Origin of the sequence: Pseudooctadecabacter sp. (genome assembly GCF_965657175.1) — a bacterium.
Taxonomy (GTDB): domain Bacteria; phylum Pseudomonadota; class Alphaproteobacteria; order Rhodobacterales; family Rhodobacteraceae; genus Octadecabacter.
Genome location: NZ_CBFHNH010000003.1, coordinates 108,689 through 128,830, shown reverse-complemented (window position 1 = coordinate 128,830; position 20,142 = coordinate 108,689). Strand labels below are relative to the sequence as shown.

Genomic DNA, 20,142 nt, shown 5'->3' with positions numbered 1-20,142 from the left:
GCCCTTCCGGTTCTTTCCCGCGATATAAGGCCTGTCGACACAGGTTTGCAACGGCGCGCTTGACCAAGCGGCAATGTGAGCACATTGCCGCGGTTTGGTCTTGATCGGTGTGGGCTTGGCCCCGGTCTAGGCTTTGGCGATCATTTCGGACTGTTTCACGATGACCTCAGCCTGCTTGATGCTGGCGATATCGACCAGACGGCCCTTGTACACGGTGGCCCCTTCGCCGCGTGCTTTGGCCTCTTCCATGGCGGCCAAAATCTCACGCGCTTCGGTGACGGCCTCGTCCGACGGGGTGAAGACCTCATTGGCCAGCGCAATCTGTTTGGGATGGATTGCCCATTTGCCGACCATGCCAAGGGTGGCGGACCGGCGCGCCTGCGCGCGGTAGCCTTCGTCGTCGCTGAAATCGCCAAAGGGGCCGTCTACGGGCAGCACCCCGTGGGTCCGGCAGGCCGCGACAATTGCGGTCTGCGCCCAGTGCCATGGGTCGGAATAGTGGCGTGTGTTGCCGTGCAACATGTAGTAGTTGTCCTGCGTGCCGCCGATGCCGGTTGTCTGCATCCCCATGGACGCGGCAAAGTCCGCAGCCCCCAGCGACATGGCGGCCATACGGGGGGAGGCGGCGGCGATTTCCCCAACATGGGCGATGCCTGCGGCACTTTCGATGATGACCTCAAAGGTGATCGGCTTGGTGCGGCCCTTGGCGGCCTCAATCGCGGTGACCAGTGCATCAACGGCGTAGACATCAGCGGCGCAGCCGACTTTCGGGATCATGATCTGATCCAATCGGTCGCCGGCTTGTTCCATTACATCGACCACGTCGCGATACCAATAGGGTGTGTCGAGCCCGTTGATCCGGACGCTGACCGTCTTTGTGCCCCAGTCGACGGCGTTGATGGCCTCAATCACATTGGCGCGGGCGATGTCTTTGTCTGTGGGGCTGACAGAGTCCTCAAGGTCAAGATTGACCACATCCGCAGCCGAGGCCGCCATCTTTTCGAACAGCTTGGTGTTCGAGCCTGGGCCAAACAGCTGACAGCGGTTTGGACGGGCAAGCGGGGCGGGCTGGAGGCGGAAGGACATGGGGGCACCTTTCATCGGGCGGGTAATGATGTTGCGTTTTCTGCTGATCGGACGGGTAGATTATTGCGCGACGTGCTGCAAGTGCGAAAGGGACGAAGGGCGTGACAGTAAAGTTTCGTGCGTTAGCATCATTTGGCGCAACAAAATTCCGGAATTTTGTTGTTTGCGGCGACATTTCGGCATCAATTCCCGTCCGTCCCGCCGCAGTCTGCGCGAAAGCACCTGGAGGCCAACATGATTCCCACCCCATATCTTCTTTTCCTCGGCGACGCGCCGGATCAACTTGCTGCGAAAGTGGCGCAAGGCATCAAGGACTGGCGTCCTGAAAATGCCGTGGGGCAAATTCGGTTGCCCGGATGTGGTGCGGATGTGGGTCTTGACGATCTGTCGTTGGAAGAGGCCAAAGCAGCCGGTGCACAAACCCTTGTGATCGGCGTGGCCAACCGTGGCGGCGTGATTTCGCAGGCATGGAAAGAGGTCCTGATCGAGGCCCTGAAGATGGGCTTCGACATCGCGTCGGGTTTGCACAATCTGCTGCGTGATGAGGACGATCTGGTGGCGGCGGCCAAGGTCAATGGCCGGTCCCTCCATGATGTGCGGATTCCATCGACGGCCTATCCGATTGCCAATGGCGTCAAGCGCAGCGGGAAGCGCTGTTTGGCGGTGGGCACGGATTGCTCCGTGGGCAAGATGTACACCGGACTTGCGATGGATGCAGAGATGCGCAAGCGCGGGATGAAATCAACGTTCCGGCCCACCGGCCAGACGGGCATTCTGATCACCGGTGGCGGTGTGCCGCTGGATGCTGTTGTGGCGGATTTTATGGCCGGGGCGGTGGAGTATTTGACCCCTGACAACGATGATGATCATTGGGATCACATCGAAGGGCAGGGCAGCCTATATCACGTCAGCTATTCGGGAGTGACGATGGCGCTGGTCCATGGCGGTCAGCCTGATGCCCTGGTGTTGTCCCATGAACCGACCCGCAAACACATGCGCGGATTGCCCGATTATCAACAGCCCAGCCTTGAAGACCTGCGCGACACCGCCCTTGCGATGGCGCGCGTGGCGAACCCTGCGTGTCAGGTGATCGGCATTTCCGTGAACACGCAGCATTTGTCCGAAGATGAATCCAATGCCTATCTGCAAGAGGTGGAGGACCGAATGGGCCTTCCGGCGGTTGATCCGTTCCGTCATGGGGCGGGGCGGCTGGTGGATGCGCTTGCCGCACTGTAGGCGTTGAGTGGCTGTCGTCGGAGCCTCCGGCGGGAGTATTTTTGGCAAAACGAAACAGGGGTCGCCTATGACCATCACCGTCGCGCAAGATGTGTTCAAACTGGCTGAGGTTTTCACGATCTCACGTGGATCGCGGACGGAGGCGAAGGTGCTGACGGTTCGGATCACGCGGGACGGTGTGACAGGTTGGGGCGAATGTGTGCCCTACGCCCGTTATGACGAAACGATGAGTTCTGTGGCCGCACAGATTGCGGCCCTGCCTGAGGATGTGACCCGTGAGGGGCTGTATGATCATTTGAACGCAGGGGCCGCGCGCAATGCCGTGGATTGCGCGTTGTGGGATCTGGAGGCCAAAACCGCGGGCCAACGTGTGTGGGAGATGATCGGCGTGCCCGCGCCTGCGCCTTGTATCACAGCCTTTACCCTGTCTTTGGACACGCCCGAAAACATGAAGGTGTCGGCGGCCAAACATGCCCATCGGCCTTTGTTGAAGATCAAGCTTGGCACGCCTGATGATATGGCGCGTCTTGAGGCCGTTCGGGCCGGTGCGCCGGACAGCACGATCATTGTGGATGCCAATGAGGGATGGACAGCGGAGGTCTATTCCGATCTGGCGCCGCATCTGTTGCGGCTGGGTGTTACCATGGTGGAACAGCCTTTGCCCGCAGGACAGGATGACATGTTGGCCGAAATTGCACGGCCTTTGCCGGTTTGTGCCGACGAAAGCTGTCATGACACGGCGACTTTGGCGGGGCTGGCGGGCAAGTACGATATGGTCAACATCAAGCTGGATAAGACCGGCGGATTGACTGAGGCCTTGCGGCTGAATGCGGCCGCACGCGATGCCGGATACCAGGTGATGGTGGGTTGTATGGTCGGGTCGTCTTTAGCCATGGCCCCTGCCACAATAGTGGCGCAGGGAGCGGAGGTTGTGGACCTTGATGGGCCGCTCTTGTTGGCTGAAGACCGCGATGTGCCGCTTGCCTTTGACGGGCAGGGGGTTCATCCGCCTTTGGTCGATCTATGGGGCTAGGCGCGGCCTGCGATCTGGGTCAGGAATACGCCTGCGCCCATGACGGCCAGCCCGGCCAGTCGGGTCAGTGTAATCGGTGTGACTTGCGCCCCAAGCAGGCCGAAGTGGTCAATCAGCGCCGCAGAGACCAGTTGCCCCAGCAGCACAAAGAACACCGCATTTCCCACCCCGAAACTGGGCGCGATCCACGTGATCGACAGCACATAAAACGCGATCAACGCCCCTGCGAGAAACAGATGCTTTGGCGCAGCCCCCACACCTGTGAACCGCCCACCAAACACCAGCACCGCAACAAGAGCCGTGACGCCTGCCACAGCAAACAGCACCAGCGCCGCCGACGCGGGCGACCCCAACCGTTGGCCCAGATTGGCGTTCATGGCCGCCAGAACGGGAATGCCGATCCCTGCGACCAACATCACCGTTGCCGCTGTTCCATTTGAAAACATCTCTTCCCCTCGCATCCCATCCGCGCTACCGCATCAGTGGAAAGAGGGACCGCCCCCAAGTCAACATCCGCTATGCCCAAAGGAGACCCACATGAGCCGCACCGTCTACGTCAACGGAGAGTATTTGCCCGAAGAAGACGCCAAGATTTCGATCTTTGACCGGTCGTTTCTGATGGCTGACGGGGTATATGAGGTCACGTCGGTTCTGGACGGAAAGCTGATTGATTTCGAAGGTCACAGGGTCCGGTTGGAGCGGTCCTTGAACGAGCTTGAGATGCAAAAGCCCGAGGCATTTGATGACTTGCTGGAGATCCACCGTGAGTTGGTCCGCATCAACGACATCAACGAAGGGATGATCTATCTGCAGGTCAGCCGTGGCAGCGCGGGGGATCGCGACTTTGCTTATCCGTCCGAGGATGTGAAGCCGACATTGGTGTTGTTCACCCAGAACAAGCCCGGTCTGGCGGATAGCCCTGCGGCCAAAAAAGGGATGAAAGTCATCTCCATCGAAGATCAGCGTTGGGGGCGCCGTGACATCAAGACCGTCCAGCTGTTGTATCCGTCGATGGGCAAGATGATGGCGAAGGCCGCAGGCTGTGACGATGCGTGGATGGTGCAGGACGGCAAAGTCACCGAAGGCACGTCCAACAACGCCTATATCGTCAAAGGCAACAGCATCATCACCCGTCAGCTGAGCAATGATATCTTGCATGGGATCACCCGTGCCGCTGTTTTGCGGTTCGCCAAAGAAGCGCAGATGAAGGTTGAAGAACGGTCGTTCACCATCGAAGAAGCCCAAGACGCCGATGAGGCGTTTATCACCTCTGCCTCCACCTTTGTGATGCCGGTGGTTGAGATTGATGGCGATCAGATCGGGTCTGGCGCACCGGGCCCCATCGCGACCCGTCTGCGCGAAATCTACCTCGAAGAAAGCCGCAAAGCCGCCGTTTAAGCCCTCTTTGTCCCCGTGTCGCTTGCCATAGCGGCTTTGAGGCAGCCATACTCCGACAAAGGGTCGGCATAAGGCCCTATCAGGCTGGAGAGCATCGTGCGCAAGCTGATCGGCGTTTTGCTGTTGATCGCAGGAACAGGCGGGTTGGCCTATTGGGCGAGCATGGATCATGCCGTGCGGATCGAACGCGCTATCACTGCGCAGGCTGACGTTTTGGCAGGGGAAATGCAGCCGCCCTTAACGGTCGCCGTGTCTGGCCGTGACGTGACAGTGACGGGCGTGGTTGAGACGTCGGGCCAGTTGGACACCATCACCACCGTCTTTGGCGCAATCGACGGCTTGCGGGTTTTGGACGTGTCCGGCGTGGATTTACTGCCCGTTGTATCTCCCTTTGTGGTGAGCGTTCTGAAAGACGACACGGGTGAATTGGTCGCAGAGGGTGTCTTGCCCAACGAAGACGCCAGACGTGTGTTGGGCGGCATCGACGGGCAGGCCTTTGCAGATCTGGCCTTAGCCGCTGGCGCCCCCGATGGGGACTGGACGCAAGCTCTCGTGACAGGGTTGGACGGGCTTTCGGCGCTGCCATCCGGTGCTTTGACGGTGAGCGACCGGACAGTCACCCTTGATGGAACGGTTGCAGGGCCCCTCGAACGGGATGCGCTTATCGGGGTGATGCAGGCCTTGCCAGCTGGCTTTGTGTTTGAGGACCGCATCGACGTCCTGGATGATGGTCGCCCCCCGAGCCTTGATGTGCGGCGGTCCGGTGAAATCATACGTGCAACGGGCAAATTGCCCTCAGATATGGCGCTGGCGGAGGTGACGGACCGGTTTCCAACAGCGGCCTTGGACATCGATCAAGCACGCATTCCGGCAGCGCAAACAGATTGGCCAACCATGGCCAGCACAGGATTGGATGCTTTGGCGCTGCTGGACGAAGGGCGGTTGCAGATCGAAGGCCAGACGATCAACATCAGCGGACGTGGGACACCTGACGCACTGTCGCAAGTGACTGCGATGTTGGGCGATGTGCCGTCGACATACACGGTCGCGCCGTCGCTCGACGTCACGGATGACGGGGCGCCTTTGCGACTGACGATCGATTTTACTGGCACAACTGTCACAGCATCCGGCAAATACCCCGCAGATTTCACACCCCGCAGCCCCTTGGGGCTGCCGCTGACCGACACGGGACGGGGCAGCTTTGTATCCAGCGAAACATTCGCGGCCAATGCAGACGCAGGTGTGGCGGCACTCGGCCAACTTCAAAATGGAACGCTGGTCGTCACCGAAGAGACCATCACCCTTACAGGTCAGGCGGCGTCCCCCCAAATCGGCAGCGTGATTGATGGGTTGCTGGACGGCGCCCCGGCCACCATCACGCGGGATATAACCTATATCGACGACGGCTCACCGGCTGCGTGGTCCCTCACCTATTCAGCAGAAACGGGCGCTTCGGTTGAGGGGCGTTTGCCGACGACACTGTCGGCGGATGACCTGACCGCGGCGCTGGGCGTACGGGTTCTCGGATCCCCAACCGTCGCGGCTGAGGATGATAATCCCACAGCAGCTTCCGACATTTTGACCATCGCTGCGGACGTGTTGCCCGAACTGGAACGGCTGACCCTTTCCGCTGATGGTGCGGGCATGGCCCTTGATCTGGTGACGTCCCCTTCGGTCGATATCGATTTGTTGGCGACTGATCTGGCCCAACGGCTGCCCCCAGACGTCGCGTTCTCAATCCAACCGGTGGCGCCCTTGCCGCAACAAGGCAGTGCGCGGATCAATGCGGCCACGGGCTTGGCCGAGGTGTTTCTGGACGGATTCTGGATTCCCGACCTCGATTTTTCCACCACCTTGGATGGCTGCAGCGCGCAATCGCGCGCGATCTTGGAGGCGGGGCAAATCAACTTCCTGTCCGGCTCCGCGCGGCTTGATGCGACGTCCATTCGAACGATCAACGCCTTGGCGGCTGTCGCCAAACCTTGTGTCGAGGCCGATCTTGATCTTGAGGTGTCCGGCCATACTGATGCCTCTGGTGACGCGGACCAAAACCAAATTCTAAGCCAGGACCGTGCCGCCGCGGTGCGTGCCGCCCTTGTTGATCGTGGCGTGCCCGCCCGCGCGATCACCGCAATTGGATTTGGCGCACAAAGGCCCGTGGCCAGCAATGATACACCCGAGGGTCGGACCCTCAACCGACGGACCGAGATCGATTGGTTCGAAAAAGGCGCACTGCGCGATCCGTAATGCAGATCAAAGGACCGAGATATGTTTGAGGAATGGGGCTTTCTGCTGGCCGAAATCTGGGTGCTTCTGGCGCTTGCGGCTTTGGTTGGATTGGTTGCCGGTAAGCTGATCTGGGGTGGGGGCGCAGGACGGGCCAGCGCCGATGAAATGTTCCGTCTCCAAACCCAACTCGACCGCGAACGTGCCCGCACGAAAGCAGCCCTCGCAGGCCCGGACACAAACATCCCGCCGATGGAAGGGGGAGGCTACCGCAGGCCAACGCCGCCGCCGGTGTCCTTTCCAACCGTGGCCACGGACGCCGTGCAAACACTGCCCCCGCAACAGGCAGACCCAACTCCCGCGTCCACAATGCCCACAGGGCTAGACGCGCCGCGCGACGGCATTCCTGACGATCTGACGAAGATCAGCGGCATCGGACCCAAGCTTGCGGTGCTGTGCAACGACCTCGGGTTCTACCACTACGACCAGATCGCGGCATGGACCGATGACGAAATCGCGTGGGTGGATGACAACCTCGAAGGGTTCAAAGGTCGGGTTACCCGTGACAATTGGGTAGGACAGGCCAAGGCCTTGGCGACCAACGATTTGCCGACATTCCTGCGTCGCCGTTAACGCGCCCTGTTTCTCTGGTTCAAAAATACCTCCGCCGGAGGCAACAAAATTCCGGAATTTTGTTCGCCCGCCCGCCGCAGGCGATATCACCTGTGTTTTGAAGTTACGTTTTCCTCAAACGATTTTTCAAATGCCGCCCCTTGCGCTGCCGTCGCATCGGTTTGGAAGTTGGCCTTCCAGTCGTCCATTGTCATGCCGTAAAAAGCCTCCCGGCCCTCGTCTTTGGACATCTCGATGCCCCGCTCTACGGCGGCTTCCTGATACCAGCGGCTCAGGCAGTTCCGGCAAAACCCCGCAAGGTTCATCATATCGATGTTCTGCACATCCGTGCGGTCTTCCATCAGATGCCGTTGCAAGCGGCGGAAGGCTGCCGCCTCAAGTTCGATCTGGGTCTGGGCGTCCAGTTTAGGCATGTGTCGTCTCCATCTGCTGTAGGGCACGTTCCAAAAGGGGGGCCAGTCTCGCCCCCCACGCGTGCTGTGCGTCGGGGTCTTCAATCAGGTCGTTGCGCAGTTCGATCAATGTATTGGGACGGCCCATTTTTAATCCGTGCTGATCAATACTGTCACCAGGTAAATGCCCGACATAGGGTTCGTTGTCGCCGACGCAAAGATCATCTTCGGCCCGCAAGATATCCATCAACGGGTCTGACAAGCGTCTGTCTGACGCGTAGAGAATGCCAATATGCCAAGGGCGCGGTGGGCGGGCGCGCAGTTGGCGGGTGAACGAATGCACAGCCACAATGACCGTATCATCCTGACGGGCGGCCAGCTGCGCGATGGCATCATGATAGGGCGCATAGAACGCATCGGCGCGCCGCGCTTTTTCATCCGCGTCCGCATGCCGGTTTGCCGGTATGACCGATCCGTCATAAAGCTTCATCAACAAAGTTGGGTCATGCAGGCCGCGATTGGGGTCAATGACCATCCGCGAAAAATTCGACAGAACCGCCGGTGCCCCCAATGTGTCTGCCAACGCGCATGTGACGCCTGCAGCCCCGATATCATAGGCGATGTGGCGGGCCATGTCTGCTGCGGGCAGCCCAAGGTCACCGCCATTCACGCAAGGCGGCACAGTGTTGGTGGCATGATCGCACGTGATCAGCCAGCGTGATGACCGATCTTCGCCATGAATATAGACCGGCTGAAACCCTGCATCCGTCATCTGATTGTCAACCTTCTGAGGGCAGTTGTAGCCTGCCTGATTTCCGCTATAAGACCGCCAACGTTAGCGGTAACTGAACCGCCTTCCGCCGCAGACCCAGAGGAATACCACCATGAAACGCGATCGCAACGTCAAGATTGTTGCCACCCTTGGCCCGGCCTCCGACGACTACCAGATGATCCGCGCGCTCCATGAAGCGGGCGCTGACGTGTTCCGCCTGAACATGAGCCACGGCGACCATGCTGAAATCAAAGTGCGGCACGCGATTATCCGGCAGGTTGAAAAGGACCTTGATAGTCCGATTTCGATCTTGGCTGACCTGCAAGGGCCCAAGCTGCGCGTTGGTGTTTTTGCCAATGATGATGGCGAAGATCTTGTGGTTGGTCAGGCGTTCCGACTGGATCTGGATGATGCGCCCGGCACAAAAGATCGGGTGCAATTGCCCCACAAAGAAATCTTCGACGCGCTGGAACCTGGCGCGCATCTGTTGGTCAACGACGGCAAGATCAAGCTGCGCGTCAAAGACTGCGGCCGCGATTTTGCTGATTGCGAAGTCGTCGTCGCAGGCACGATTTCCAACCGTAAGGGTGTGAACGTTCCCGACGTTGTGCTGCCCCTGGCGGCTTTGTCCGAAAAGGACCGCAAGGACCTCGAATTTGTCTGTGATCTGGGTGTTGACTGGCTGGCCTTGTCTTTTGTGCAGCGTCCCGCCGATGTGGATGAGGCGCGCGCGCTGGCCAAGGGCCGTGCGGCGATCCTGTCCAAGATCGAAAAGCCCGCGGCCGTAAAATCCTTCGACGATATCCTTGCCGTCAGCGATGGCATTATGGTGGCCCGTGGTGATCTGGGCGTGGAATTGCCTGTCCAGAACGTGCCGCCGATCCAGAAACAGCTGATCCGCAAGTGTCGTGCCGCGGCCAAGCCCGTGATCGTTGCCACCCAAATGTTGGAAAGCATGATCGAAAGCCCAATGCCCACGCGGGCCGAAGTGTCCGATGTTGCCACGGCCATCTACGAAGGCACCGATGCCATCATGTTGTCCGCTGAATCCGCCGCCGGTGATTTCCCGATTGAGGCCGTGACGACAATGAACAACGTCGCAGTCGAGGTTGAGGCCGATCCAACCTACACCGACATCATCGCCGCCAGCCGCAAATCCGATGGCCGCACCGTGGCCGACGGCATCGTGGCCGCCGCCCGTGAAATTGCGGAAACGGCCGACATCAAAGCGATTTGTTGTTATTCGCAGTCCGGCACCACGGCACTTTTGACGTCACGTGAACGGCCTCGGGTGCCGATTGTTGTGCTGAGCAGTGACCAGAATACGATCCGCCGTTTGTGCCTCAGCTGGGGGACCACGTGCGTGAAATCGGTGAAAGTCGTGGACCGTTTCAAGACCGCTGTGATCGAAGCAGTCCGCGCTGCGACCGGAACCGGTATCGCCGGAAAATCCGATATGATCGTGGTGACCGCCGGTGTTCCGTTCAACACGCCGGGCAGCACGAATATCCTGCGGGTTGCCCCCTGCGACGAAAGTTTGATTTTGGCTGGGTCTTCGGAGTAACGTTCTTTAACGGTAAGTTGAGGGTAGGGTATGGATCCGGATCTGATGTTGGTGATCGGCCTTGTGGTCGGTGCGTTTTCGATTCCGTCAATCATGGGGTCGTTGTCCGATGGACGTGTGCCCCGTGCTGCGTCGATTGCGGTGATGATCGCGGGCGGTTTGATCGTATTGGCCATTCGGGACAATCCGGGGGGCTATTCCATCGCCGATATACCGGATGTTTTCGTGTCAGTGGTTGGCCGCTTCGTGAACTGATATCGCGCCCGACTTTTGCGCGAATCCTCTTGCCATACATGCAAACGCGGGCTACACGCCCCACTCCACCCGCGCGACCGGCCAGTTTGGCATGCCGAGTCGCGTTTCATGACCGCACCTAAGAGGAGACGGAAATGCCTAAGATGAAGACCAAATCGAGCTGCAAAAAGCGGTTCAAAGTGACGGCCTCTGGCCGCGTTCTGGCCGGTCAGGCCGGTAAGCGCCACGGCATGATCAAACGCACCAACAAATTCCTGCGCAATGCGCGCGGCACCACAACGCTTTGTGCGGCTGACGAGAAAATCGTCAAGTCCATGATGCCCTACGCACGCTAAGAGGAGGGTAGACCATGTCTCGTACCAAAGGCGGAACCGTTACTCATCGTCGTCACAAGAAGGTCACGGATGCAGCGAAAGGCTATTATGGCCGTCGTTCCAACACCTTCAAAGTTGCACGTCAGGCCGTTGATAAGGCCAACCAGTATGCAACACGTGACCGTCACAACCGTAAGCGCAACTTCCGCGCATTGTGGATCCAGCGGATCAACGCGGCTGTGCGCTCGCTTGACGAAACTCTCACATATTCCCGTTTCATCAACGGCCTGAACCTGGCTGGGATCGAAGTGGACCGCAAAGTTCTGGCCGATCTGGCTGTGAACGAGCCTGAAGCATTCGGCGCGATCGTCGAAAAAGCAAAGGCTGCTATGGCCTAAGCCAGATGCGATATGAATTGAGAAAGGCCGCTCCTCTCGGGGCGGCCTTTTGCGTTTCTGAGCCCCTGCTGCGCCCCGCTAGGCCGCCGATATGGACCGGGTGTGATCGAACCGGATCACGCGGTCGCGTCCTGACCGTTTGGCCGCATAAAGTGCCTGATCCGCGCGTTCCAAGACATCTTCGGCGCACACATCGTCAGAGGCAATCTCGGTCACGCCAAAACTTGCCGTGACGGGCAAGACAAGGTCCCCCACTCGAAAGGGCGCAGACCGGATGGCCGCGTGAATGCGTTCGGCGACTTGCAAGGACGTGTCGTATTTCGTGCGCGGCAACAGCACGCCGAATTCTTCGCCCCCCAAACGCACCACCATATCGTCTTCGCGCACCTGATCCATGATCCGCTGAGCCATTTGTTTGAGGATTTCATCCCCTACAGTATGACCGTGGGTGTCGTTGACGGATTTGAAGTGATCAATATCGAGGGCGAGGATGGCGAAGGGCACCTTTTCCTTCTCCCACTTTTCCCACGTCAAAGGTGTCGCTTCGTCCAACGCGCGGCGGTTGTTTGTGCCGGTCAGCGGGTCGGTTAACGCGACATCACGCAGCCGCGTCATCTGTTCAACGAGGAGCATCTGCGACCCCATGCACAGGGCCATAGCCTCAATCACAGTCAGAACGCGTGCGGGGCGCACGCTTTCGACCCGAAAACTCGCCGTGAGGGTGCCAAAACATGTCTCACCTGCGAGGATCGGGGCCACGTAGGAACATTGGAACCCGTTATTGGCCGCCGTCTGGGCCGCAGCGACGGGTATATCGCCCAAACAGGGAACGAACAGGCCCGTCCTGCGCATCACCACCGCCCCGACGGCTGAGGCCGTCAGCGCGCGGACCGTATCGGTTTCGATCGTTTCTTCGCCTGAAATCGCCAACATCTTGAGGGATGTGTCCGGTTGGATCAGGGAAATTGAACAGTTTTCGGACCCGATGATCCGCCGGGTCCAACGGGCATAGGCGGCAAGGATATCCGAGTTTTCTTCTGCTGCGTACACATCCGTTAAAAAGGCAATCGGTAGTGTGGCCTCCATCGTGGTGCGCGCCATCACATCGGGATGGGACGCCGCAAACAGAGGGTCAAGGACATCGTTCAGATCGGTCATAAGGTCGGCCTAAAGGTTTCGAAGGTCCTTAAATGGTCGGCCCCTAAGATCGCGTTAACGCCCGCCCGTCTTGCAGAACGGGCGGCTGCACGGTAGCAGGGCATCAAATGACGAAGGGCCAGCCTCATGGACGATCTGAAATCCAAATACCTCGACCTTATCGGGAACGCTGCGGACGAATCCACGCTCGAAGACTTGCGCGTGCAGGCTGTCGGCAAAAAGGGCGAAATCAGCCTCAAGATGCGTGAACTGGGCAAGATGACGCCGGAGGAACGGCAGGTCGCCGGCCCCGCTTTGAATGCGCTGAAGGATGAGATTAACGCCGCGCTGTCCGCCAAGAAGGCTGGCCTTGCCGATGCCGCCCTTGATGAACGGCTGAAGGCGGAATGGTTGGATGTGACCTTGCCCGGACGGGACCGGCGTCAGGGCACGATCCATCCGGTAAGTCAGGTTTGGGAAGAATGCACAGCTATCTTCGCGGACATGGGTTTTGCCACTGCCGAAGGCCCGCAAATCGAATCCGACTGGTACAATTTCGACGCGCTGAACATCCCCGGCCACCACCCCGCGCGGGCCGAGATGGATACGTTCTACACCCACCGCGCCGAAGGCGATAACCGCCCGCCCCACGTGCTGCGGACCCACACCAGCCCCGTACAAATCCGGTCTATGGAAGAACAGGGTGCACCCATCCGCATCATCTGCCCCGGCCGCGTGTACCGTGCCGATTATGACCAGACCCACACGCCTATGTTCCATCAGGTCGAAGGTCTGGCCATCGACAAAGACATCTCAATGGCGAACCTGAAATGGACGCTAGAGGAATTCTTCACCGCTTACTTCGGCACCAAGGTGAAAACCCGTTTCCGTGCGTCGCATTTCCCGTTCACCGAACCCAGCGCCGAGGTCGACATCCAGTGCGATTTCTCAGGCGGTACTGTGAAAGTGGGCGAAGGCGACGATTGGCTTGAGGTTTTGGGGTCCGGCATGGTGCATCCCAAAGTCCTGCAAGCGGGCGGCATCGACCCCAATGAATGGCAGGGGTTTGCCTTCGGGATGGGGATCGACCGGATCGCGATGCTGAAATACGGCATCCCCGACCTGCGCGCCTTCTTTGAAAGCGATCTACGTTGGCTGAAACACTACGGGTTTAGCGCGTTGCAGGTCCCAACAGTGCATGGCGGCACCTGAAACCGCCGGCGAAAGTCCGCCATGATTGATGCCATCTTTAGGACTTAATTGCCTAATAACTAGGCAGAAGCCATGTTTTGGCCTAATCAGTCTTAAGGGATTAAATCATGACAACCAAAACCCTGTCCCGTCGTGCGGCGCTGACGCGTCTTGCTGGACTTACCACAGCCGGTGTCTTCGCTCCGACCATGTCGGTCATGGCGGCCAGTCATAGCTCTGGCACGTCTTCAGCATCGTCCGCTTCATCGGTTTCGTCCGCTTCATCGGTTTCGCCCGCATCGTCGGTTTCGTCGGCGTCTTCGGTATCCTCCGCGTCGTCGGCCTATTCTGCTGCATCAGCACCCTCCGCCTCTGAGGCCTCCGATTGGAGCGCACCGTCCATCGCGTCTACGGGCGATGCCAATATTGATGCGTCCATTGGCAACTGCCAGTCGTCCAGCACCAGCCAGAGCAGTTTTGAATCCTGTCTGTCCGATGCCGGTCTGCGCATCGCAAACTAATTGACCCATCGGTGCAGTGACCGTTCACGATATCTGGTTTCAGGGGCTTTCGGCCCCAGTCCGCTGCGTTGATTGCGATGATCTGGTGACAGGGCTGGCGGGGTACGTTCCCTGCTGGCCCTTTACTGTAAAACGGACCGTACCGGCCGAATACGGCCCCGAGGTTCCTTGCGCCGTGCTGGCCTTTAATGGCACCGCATGGTTGATCCAGTCCCCTCACACCACTGAACCCCGCATCCACAAGACTCAGGTGAATGTCATCTGCGATCTGCTGAGCATTCTCGCCTCGGCGTTGATCGCGCAATCGCCGGACAGGTTGTGTTTTCACGCCGCCGCTGTTGAGGGCGATGGCGGGCTGACACTGTTCCCGGCCTTGCGACGGGCGGGGAAATCGACCCTGTCTGTGGCACTGATGGCCCGTGGGGCGCGATTGTTTACCGATGATTATCTGCTGGTTGACCGCGGTCCCAGCGGGGCGTTGATTGGGCATGCCACAGGGATCGCTGCGCGCCTGCGTTTGCCTTTGCCAGAGGGGCTGCCGCCCGAGGTGCTGACCTTTGTTGGCGCGAACCCCGGTCCTGAAAACAAGCAGTATCGCTATGTCGGCGGACAGACTGTTGCTGCGCACGGCATGGTGGCCCCCATCCGGTCAATTGTGCTGCTGGACCGTGCAGACGATGGGCCCACGACCCTGTCGGAGGTGCCTTCGGGGGACGTTCTAGCCGCACTGGCCAAGCAGAATTTCTCCCGTGGCTTGCCAGCGGGCGAAGCGCTGAGCGCATTGATCACATTGACCCAGACCGCCCCAGCGGTGCGCCTGACCTACAGTGATGTTGGCGAGGCAGCAGACCTTGTGATGTCTGGCCTTGACCATCTGCTGCCGGCCCCCAGACAGGACGTGCAGTTCCCACACCCCGGACCGCACCCCGATCGCTCCGCTTTGGATTTTATGCGCGCCTACCAGCGCACACGTTTTGCAGTCCTGTACCCCGCTGGCGACGTTTGGGTCGGGGCCAGCTGTGACGGGGAACGGATGCTGCAGTTTGACGCAATCGCGGCACATGTTCTGGACCTGCTTGAGGAGGCAATTTCGCCCAGCGACCTCATTGACCTTCTGGCTGATGCTCTGCCGGATGTGGAGCGTTCCGCACTGCGCGACACCGTGACCGACCTGCTGCGCCGTTTTTTGCGCGTGGGCTTCATCGCGAGGGCAACATGACAAAGCGGTCAAAACTTGGGTTAGCCGTCCTCGTGACGTTGATCGTGGTCGCCCATATCGGGTTGTGGCGTGACCCCGATATTCCGTTAGAGGCCAAGCGTCGGCTGACCGGTCTTAACGCACTGGGCTGGGCGGTGATCATTCTGCCGGTCTTTGCGGTGAACCAATGGCTCAAGGCGAAGACCCGCAAGGACTAGCCCCCGCTGGGCCTTTCCGTTAAACCCCCGCCAACACCTTATTTGGCAGGACCTGACGCGATGAAATTCACCCTCTCTTGGCTCAAAAACCACCTCGACACGGATGCCTCTGTGGATGCTATTGCAGAGGCCCTCACCGATCTCGGGCTTGAGGTTGAAGGGATCGAAAACCCTGCTGCGAAACTCAGCGATTTTATCATCGGTAAGGTGACAGCGGCGGAAAAACACCCCGACGCGGACAAGCTGCGCGTCTGCACGGTGGAGTATGGCGAAGGGCCAACGCAAATCATCTGTGGCGCACCCAATGCGCGCGAAGGGATTACCGTCGTTGTGGCCCGCCCCGGCACCTATATCCCCGGCCTCGACATCACCATTTCCGTGGGCAAAATCCGCGGTATCGAAAGCCACGGCATGATGGCGTCCGAGCGTGAACTGGAGCTGAGCGAGGAACACGACGGCATCATCGAACTCCCCGCCGGAGAGATCGGCCAAAGCTTTGCCGACTATCTGGCCGAACATGATGCGGCCAAGGTCGACCCTGTGATCGAGATCGCGATCACCCCCAACCGTCCCGATGCATTGGGCGTGCGCGGTGTGGCCCGTGATTTGGCCGCCCGTGGTCTGGGCACGTTAAAACCGCTGACCGTTGATCCGGTTGAGGCGTCTTTCCCGTGCCCTGTGTCGGTGACGATTGACGCAGACACCCTTGGCCAAGCGCCTGTGTTTTTTGGCCGCCTGATTAAGGGTGTGAAAAACGGCCCCAGCCCTGATTGGCTGCAACAGCAGTTGCGCGCCATTGGCTTGCGTCCGATTTCGTTCCTCGTGGATGTGACCAACTGGTTCACCTATGATCTGAACCGTCCGTTGCACGTTTTTGACGCCGACAAGATCACCGGCAACGCCCTGCGTTTGCACCGTGCCGAAGGGGGCGAGGCCCTGACCGGACTTGACGAAAAAGACTACACCTTCCCTGAAGGCGCCACCGTGATTTCCGATGCCGAAGGTCCGGAATCCATTGCCGGTGTCATGGGTGGGCTGCGCACAGGCGTGACCGAAGACACGGTGAATGTCTTTGTGGAGGCCGCTTATTTCGACACCATTCGCACGGCCTACACGGGCCGCGCGATGAAGATCAATTCCGATGCGCGGTACCGTTTCGAACGGGGCATTGACCCCGCGTTCACGCCTGAGGGTCTGGAACATGCCGTGCGCATGATCGTGGATATCGCAGGCGGTGACGCGTCTGAGGTCGTGCAGGCCGGTGAAATCCCCGACACCTCACGTGCCTACAAACTCGATACGGCGCGGTGTTCATCGCTTGTGGGCATGGACATCCCTGCCGATCAACAGCGCGCCACATTGACTGCCCTTGGCTTTGTCATGGATGGCGATATGGCGCAGGTGCCGTCTTGGCGCCCTGACGTCATGGGGGAGGCTGATCTGGTCGAGGAAGTCGCGCGCATGGCGTCGCTCACCAACCTCAAACCCCAGCCTATGGCCCGCCAGCGCGCCGGCGTGCCTGCGCCCGTGTTGACACCTATGCAAAAACGTCTGTCCATGGCACGCCGGACCACGGCGGCCTTGGGGTACAACGAATGCGTGACCTACAGCTTTATCGACAAAGCGGCGGCTGAATTGTTCGGTGGCGGCACCGACGCGACCATGCTGGCCAATCCCATCAGTTCTGAAATGTCGCACATGCGGCCCGCCTTGTTGCCCGGTCTGTTGCAGGCCGCAGCCCGCAATCAGGCCCGTGGCCTCAACAACATGGCCCTGTTTGAGGCTGGCGATGTTTTTCAGGGCGGTGAGCCCGGCGAACAGCACACCCGCGTGACCGGTATCTTGGTCGGTAAAACCACCGCCAAGGACGTGCACGGGGCATCCCGTGACGTCGATATCTACGATGCCAAGGCCGACGCCGAGGCAATCCTGTCCGCCATGGGTGCGCCAGCGAAGGTGCAGATCCTGCGGGATGCGGGGCCAGAATGGCATCCGGGCCGTCACGGTAAAATCTGTCTGGGCCCAAAGAAGATGCTTGGGATTTTCGGTGAAATTCACCCCAAGATCCTAAACGCGCTGAACGTGAAAGGGCCGGTCGTGGGCTTTACCCTGTTCCCCGCTGAGATCCCGTTGCCGAAGAAACAAACCGCCAACCGTGGTGCGGCCTACATTCCTGATCTTCAAGCGGTTGAACGGGATTTTGCCTTTGTCATGGACACGACCGTGGATGCGTTGACGGCTGTCAACGCCGCCGTGGGGGCCGACAAGGCGCTGATCGATGATGTGCGCGTCTTTGACGAATTCATCGGTGGTAGTCTGGGTGAGGGTAAAAAATCCCTCGCTATGACGGTGCGTTTGCAGCCCGTGGATGCCACGTTGAAAGATGCCGATATTGAGGCCGTCAGCGCCAAGATTATCGACAAGGTGACAAAGGCCACCGGCGGCACTTTGCGCGGTTAACGGTCCTTTAGCGCTTTGGCGACCAGATCAAACACCAGCCTGATTTTCGGGCTGGTGTGAAGCTCCCGATGGGCGACAAGCCAAATGGGGAAGGCGACTTTCAGAACGTCGGGCAGGACCTTTTCCATACCCGGCGTCGCGCTGCCCACCACATCGTCGATGGGGCAAACGCCAAGACCCGCCTTGGCCATTTCCCACGCCACCAATCCGTCCTCGGATGAGGCACGGAAATTGGCCGGCGTCAGGGTCAGTCCAAGGCCCGTCATATAATCAATCATCCGGTCGGTGTTGCCGTAGCTGACCCAATCCATGACGTTGATATCTTCGAGTGTTCGCGGCCGCCCGACGCGGTCCAGAAACTCCGTACTGGCGTAGAAATACCCCACGGCCTCACGCACCAGTCGTGCGACAAGTTCGGGTTCTTCGGGGCGCATGTGGCGGATGGCGATATCCGCCTCACGGCGCATTAGATCGGAAATGTCGTTGGTGGCCACCACCTCAATCGCCAACTGAGGGGCGACTTTGCGCAGATCGACCACAATTCCCGGCAATAGGTTGGCGGCCATGATATCGCTGGCGGTGATGGTGACCCACCCGCTGAGGTCAGACCGTTGGCCGCTTGCGGTCAGGCCTGCACGTTGGGCCGCGGCCCCCATATCTTGAACATGGGACAGCAATTCACGCCCCGCTTGGGTGATCGCCAGACCGCGCCCGACCCGTTCAAAAAGCAGCAGCCCCAAACTGTCTTCAAGCGCCGCAATCTGGCGGCTGAGCGTGGGTTGCGTTAGGGTCAGTGTCTTGGCGGCACCCGACAAGGACCCCGCCTCTGCGGCGGCCAGAAACGCGCGCAGGTGGTTCCAGTCCAACCGGTTGGCATCAATATCCATACGTAAACGTATAGATGTCTTGCGTTTTTCGTCAATTCCTTGGGTCAGGTCATTGGGTTATACATACCCCAGTAAGGAGAGACCCATGACAAACGCCGCATCATTCTGGGACAAGATCGCGCCCAAATACGCCACCGACCCGATCAAGGATATGGAGTCCTATGAATACACCTTGGGCCGCACGTTGTCGTATTTAATGTCGATGGACCGCGTTCTTGAGGTTGGCTGCGGAACGGGCAACACCGCGACGCAGATCGCGCCCCATGTGGGGCAGATCACCGGTACGGACATTTCGCCCGCAATGATCGACATCGCACGCGCCCGCCCCACGACCGGTGACGTCCGGTTTGAGGCGATGTCCGCGGAAGAAGCCGTCAAACTGCCCGGTCCCTTCGAGGTGGTCCTCGCCTTCAACCTGTTCCATCTGGTCGCCAAGTTCGAAGACATCCTTGCCGACATTCACCGCCAATTGCCGAAAGGGGGCTATCTGATCAGCAAAACGCCCTGCCTTGCCGATCCCGTCATCGGGTTCAAACGTCATCTGATCCGCGCCATGATCCCGCCGATGAAGATGCTGGGCAAAGCGCCTGACGTGCGGTTTTTCACGCAGAAGTACTTTGAGGACAGCCTGACATTTGCAGGCTTCGACATTGTGGAGGCCGGAAATTTCCCCGCCATGTCCCGCTACATCGTGGCGCGCAAACAGTGACGTGCTAAGTGGTCGCCAAAGAGGAGGCGACACATGCTTAACGTTTACCTATCCGGTGAAATCCACACGGATTGGCGCGATCAGATTATTGAGGGTGCCAAGGGCCTTGAGATTGCGTTCCACAGCCCCGTGACCGATCACGGCGCGTCGGACGATTGCGGGGTCGCGATCCTTGGGGCGGAGGATGACAAGTATTGGCATGACCATAAGGGTGCCATGGTCAACGCGATCCGCACCCGTAAGGGGATCGCGGATGCAGACGTGGTTGTTGTGCGATTTGGCGAAAAGTACCGCCAATGGAATGCGGCGTTTGACGCGGGCTATGCGGCGGCTTTGGGGAAATCCCTGATCGTGTTGCAGCAACCCGATCACGACCATGCCTTGAAGGAGGTTGATGCCGCAGCCCTCGCCGTTGCGCGGGAGCCGTCACAGGTTGTCCAAATCCTGCGGTATGTTTTGACCGGAACGCTTCCAGGCTAGCCAGTCGGCCCGCAGACGAAACGCTGCGGGCCAA

At 59.5% G+C, this 20,142-nt stretch carries 22 protein-coding genes; 16 read left to right on the top strand and 6 right to left on the bottom strand.

Annotated elements, in window-relative coordinates; all coding sequences use genetic code 11:
* Positions 1–126: 126 nt before the first annotated feature.
* The gene (locus ACTG36_RS04625) at positions 127–1,086 is read right to left on the bottom strand and encodes an L-malyl-CoA/beta-methylmalyl-CoA lyase (RefSeq protein WP_375279989.1); all 960 of its coding nucleotides are present in this window, start codon (positions 1,084–1,086) and stop codon (positions 127–129) included.
* Positions 1,087–1,320: 234 nt separating this feature from the next.
* Between ACTG36_RS04625 and dgcN the strand changes: the two genes are divergently transcribed.
* The gene (dgcN, locus tag ACTG36_RS04620; protein WP_375279988.1) at positions 1,321–2,322 is read left to right on the top strand and encodes an N-acetyltransferase DgcN; all 1,002 of its coding nucleotides are present in this window, start codon (positions 1,321–1,323) and stop codon (positions 2,320–2,322) included.
* Positions 2,323–2,389: 67 nt separating this feature from the next.
* Complete coding sequence (gene dgcA / locus ACTG36_RS04615) at positions 2,390–3,355, top strand: N-acetyl-D-Glu racemase DgcA (RefSeq protein ID WP_375279987.1); 966 nt, start codon at positions 2,390–2,392, stop codon at positions 3,353–3,355.
* Here the strand turns inward: dgcA and ACTG36_RS04610 are convergent.
* Positions 3,352–3,801: a DMT family transporter gene (locus tag ACTG36_RS04610; protein WP_375279986.1), complete on the bottom strand. Its 450-nt coding sequence runs from the start codon at positions 3,799–3,801 to the stop codon at positions 3,352–3,354. The two genes, dgcA and ACTG36_RS04610, sit on opposite strands and share 4 nt — an antisense overlap.
* A 91-nt stretch (positions 3,802–3,892) precedes the next feature.
* On the opposite strand from ACTG36_RS04610, the gene ACTG36_RS04605 reads away from it, so the two are divergent.
* The 3 genes from ACTG36_RS04605 (at position 3,893) to ACTG36_RS04595 (ending at position 7,612) form a co-directional block, all read left to right on the top strand.
* Complete coding sequence (locus ACTG36_RS04605; protein ID WP_375279985.1) at positions 3,893–4,753, top strand: D-amino-acid transaminase; 861 nt, start codon at positions 3,893–3,895, stop codon at positions 4,751–4,753.
* Positions 4,754–4,849: 96 nt separating this feature from the next.
* Positions 4,850–7,000 (top strand): OmpA family protein, encoded by a 2,151-nt coding sequence (locus tag ACTG36_RS04600; protein WP_375279984.1) that lies wholly within the window; start codon positions 4,850–4,852, stop codon positions 6,998–7,000.
* Positions 7,001–7,021: 21 nt separating this feature from the next.
* Entirely contained in the window at positions 7,022–7,612 is a 591-nt protein-coding gene (locus tag ACTG36_RS04595) for an NADH-quinone oxidoreductase subunit E (RefSeq protein WP_375279983.1), read from the top strand.
* An 86-nt stretch (positions 7,613–7,698) separates the two neighbouring features.
* Here the strand turns inward: ACTG36_RS04595 and ACTG36_RS04590 are convergent, their stop codons facing one another.
* Together ACTG36_RS04590 and ACTG36_RS04585 are read right to left on the bottom strand one after the other, a co-directional pair.
* Entirely contained in the window at positions 7,699–8,016 is a 318-nt protein-coding gene (locus ACTG36_RS04590; RefSeq protein WP_375280067.1) for a DUF1244 domain-containing protein, read from the bottom strand.
* Position 8,017: 1 nt separating this feature from the next.
* On the bottom strand, positions 8,018–8,776 hold the full coding sequence (locus ACTG36_RS04585) for an N-formylglutamate amidohydrolase (protein WP_375279982.1): 759 nt from the start codon (positions 8,774–8,776) through the stop codon (positions 8,018–8,020).
* A 112-nt stretch (positions 8,777–8,888) separates the two neighbouring features.
* Here ACTG36_RS04585 and pyk point away from each other — a divergent pair, with 112 nt between their 5' ends.
* The 4 genes from pyk (at position 8,889) to rplT (ending at position 11,307) form a co-directional block, all read left to right on the top strand.
* The gene (pyk, locus tag ACTG36_RS04580; RefSeq protein ID WP_375279981.1) at positions 8,889–10,340 is read left to right on the top strand and encodes a pyruvate kinase; all 1,452 of its coding nucleotides are present in this window, start codon (positions 8,889–8,891) and stop codon (positions 10,338–10,340) included.
* A 30-nt stretch (positions 10,341–10,370) separates the two neighbouring features.
* Entirely contained in the window at positions 10,371–10,595 is a 225-nt protein-coding gene (locus ACTG36_RS04575; protein WP_375279980.1) for a hypothetical protein, read from the top strand.
* A gap of 134 nt (positions 10,596–10,729) precedes the next feature.
* Positions 10,730–10,930 (top strand): 50S ribosomal protein L35, encoded by a 201-nt coding sequence (gene rpmI, locus ACTG36_RS04570; protein WP_085865235.1) that lies wholly within the window; start codon positions 10,730–10,732, stop codon positions 10,928–10,930.
* A 14-nt stretch (positions 10,931–10,944) separates the two neighbouring features.
* Complete coding sequence (gene rplT / locus ACTG36_RS04565) at positions 10,945–11,307, top strand: 50S ribosomal protein L20 (protein WP_375279979.1); 363 nt, start codon at positions 10,945–10,947, stop codon at positions 11,305–11,307.
* 78 nt (positions 11,308–11,385) lie between these two features.
* Here the strand turns inward: rplT and ACTG36_RS04560 are convergent, their stop codons facing one another.
* Complete coding sequence (locus ACTG36_RS04560; RefSeq protein ID WP_375279978.1) at positions 11,386–12,465, bottom strand: GGDEF domain-containing protein; 1,080 nt, start codon at positions 12,463–12,465, stop codon at positions 11,386–11,388.
* A 126-nt stretch (positions 12,466–12,591) separates the two neighbouring features.
* On the opposite strand from ACTG36_RS04560, the gene pheS reads away from it, so the two are divergent.
* The 5 genes from pheS (at position 12,592) to pheT (ending at position 18,032) form a co-directional block, all read left to right on the top strand.
* The gene (pheS, locus tag ACTG36_RS04555) at positions 12,592–13,656 is read left to right on the top strand and encodes a phenylalanine--tRNA ligase subunit alpha (protein ID WP_375279977.1); all 1,065 of its coding nucleotides are present in this window, start codon (positions 12,592–12,594) and stop codon (positions 13,654–13,656) included.
* Between the two features lie 107 nt (positions 13,657–13,763).
* A complete protein-coding gene (locus ACTG36_RS04550; protein ID WP_375279976.1) occupies positions 13,764–14,156 on the top strand; it encodes a hypothetical protein in 393 nt (130 codons plus the stop codon).
* Between the two features lie 16 nt (positions 14,157–14,172).
* The gene (locus ACTG36_RS04545) at positions 14,173–15,375 is read left to right on the top strand and encodes a PqqD family peptide modification chaperone (protein ID WP_375279975.1); all 1,203 of its coding nucleotides are present in this window, start codon (positions 14,173–14,175) and stop codon (positions 15,373–15,375) included.
* Complete coding sequence (locus tag ACTG36_RS04540; RefSeq protein WP_375279974.1) at positions 15,372–15,572, top strand: phenylalanyl-tRNA synthetase subunit beta; 201 nt, start codon at positions 15,372–15,374, stop codon at positions 15,570–15,572. The genes ACTG36_RS04545 and ACTG36_RS04540 overlap by 4 nt, the downstream gene beginning before the upstream one ends.
* Before the next feature lie 60 nt (positions 15,573–15,632).
* Positions 15,633–18,032 (top strand): phenylalanine--tRNA ligase subunit beta, encoded by a 2,400-nt coding sequence (gene pheT / locus ACTG36_RS04535; RefSeq protein ID WP_375279973.1) that lies wholly within the window; start codon positions 15,633–15,635, stop codon positions 18,030–18,032.
* Here the strand turns inward: pheT and ACTG36_RS04530 are convergent.
* Positions 18,029–18,919: a LysR family transcriptional regulator gene (locus ACTG36_RS04530; protein ID WP_375279972.1), complete on the bottom strand. Its 891-nt coding sequence runs from the start codon at positions 18,917–18,919 to the stop codon at positions 18,029–18,031. The genes pheT and ACTG36_RS04530 overlap by 4 nt on opposite strands.
* Positions 18,920–19,004: 85 nt before the next feature.
* Between ACTG36_RS04530 and ACTG36_RS04525 the strand changes: the two genes are divergently transcribed.
* Complete coding sequence (locus ACTG36_RS04525; RefSeq protein ID WP_375279971.1) at positions 19,005–19,628, top strand: class I SAM-dependent methyltransferase; 624 nt, start codon at positions 19,005–19,007, stop codon at positions 19,626–19,628.
* A gap of 33 nt (positions 19,629–19,661) precedes the next feature.
* A complete protein-coding gene (locus tag ACTG36_RS04520) occupies positions 19,662–20,108 on the top strand; it encodes a YtoQ family protein (protein ID WP_375279970.1) in 447 nt (148 codons plus the stop codon).
* Positions 20,109–20,142: the final 34 nt, after the last annotated feature.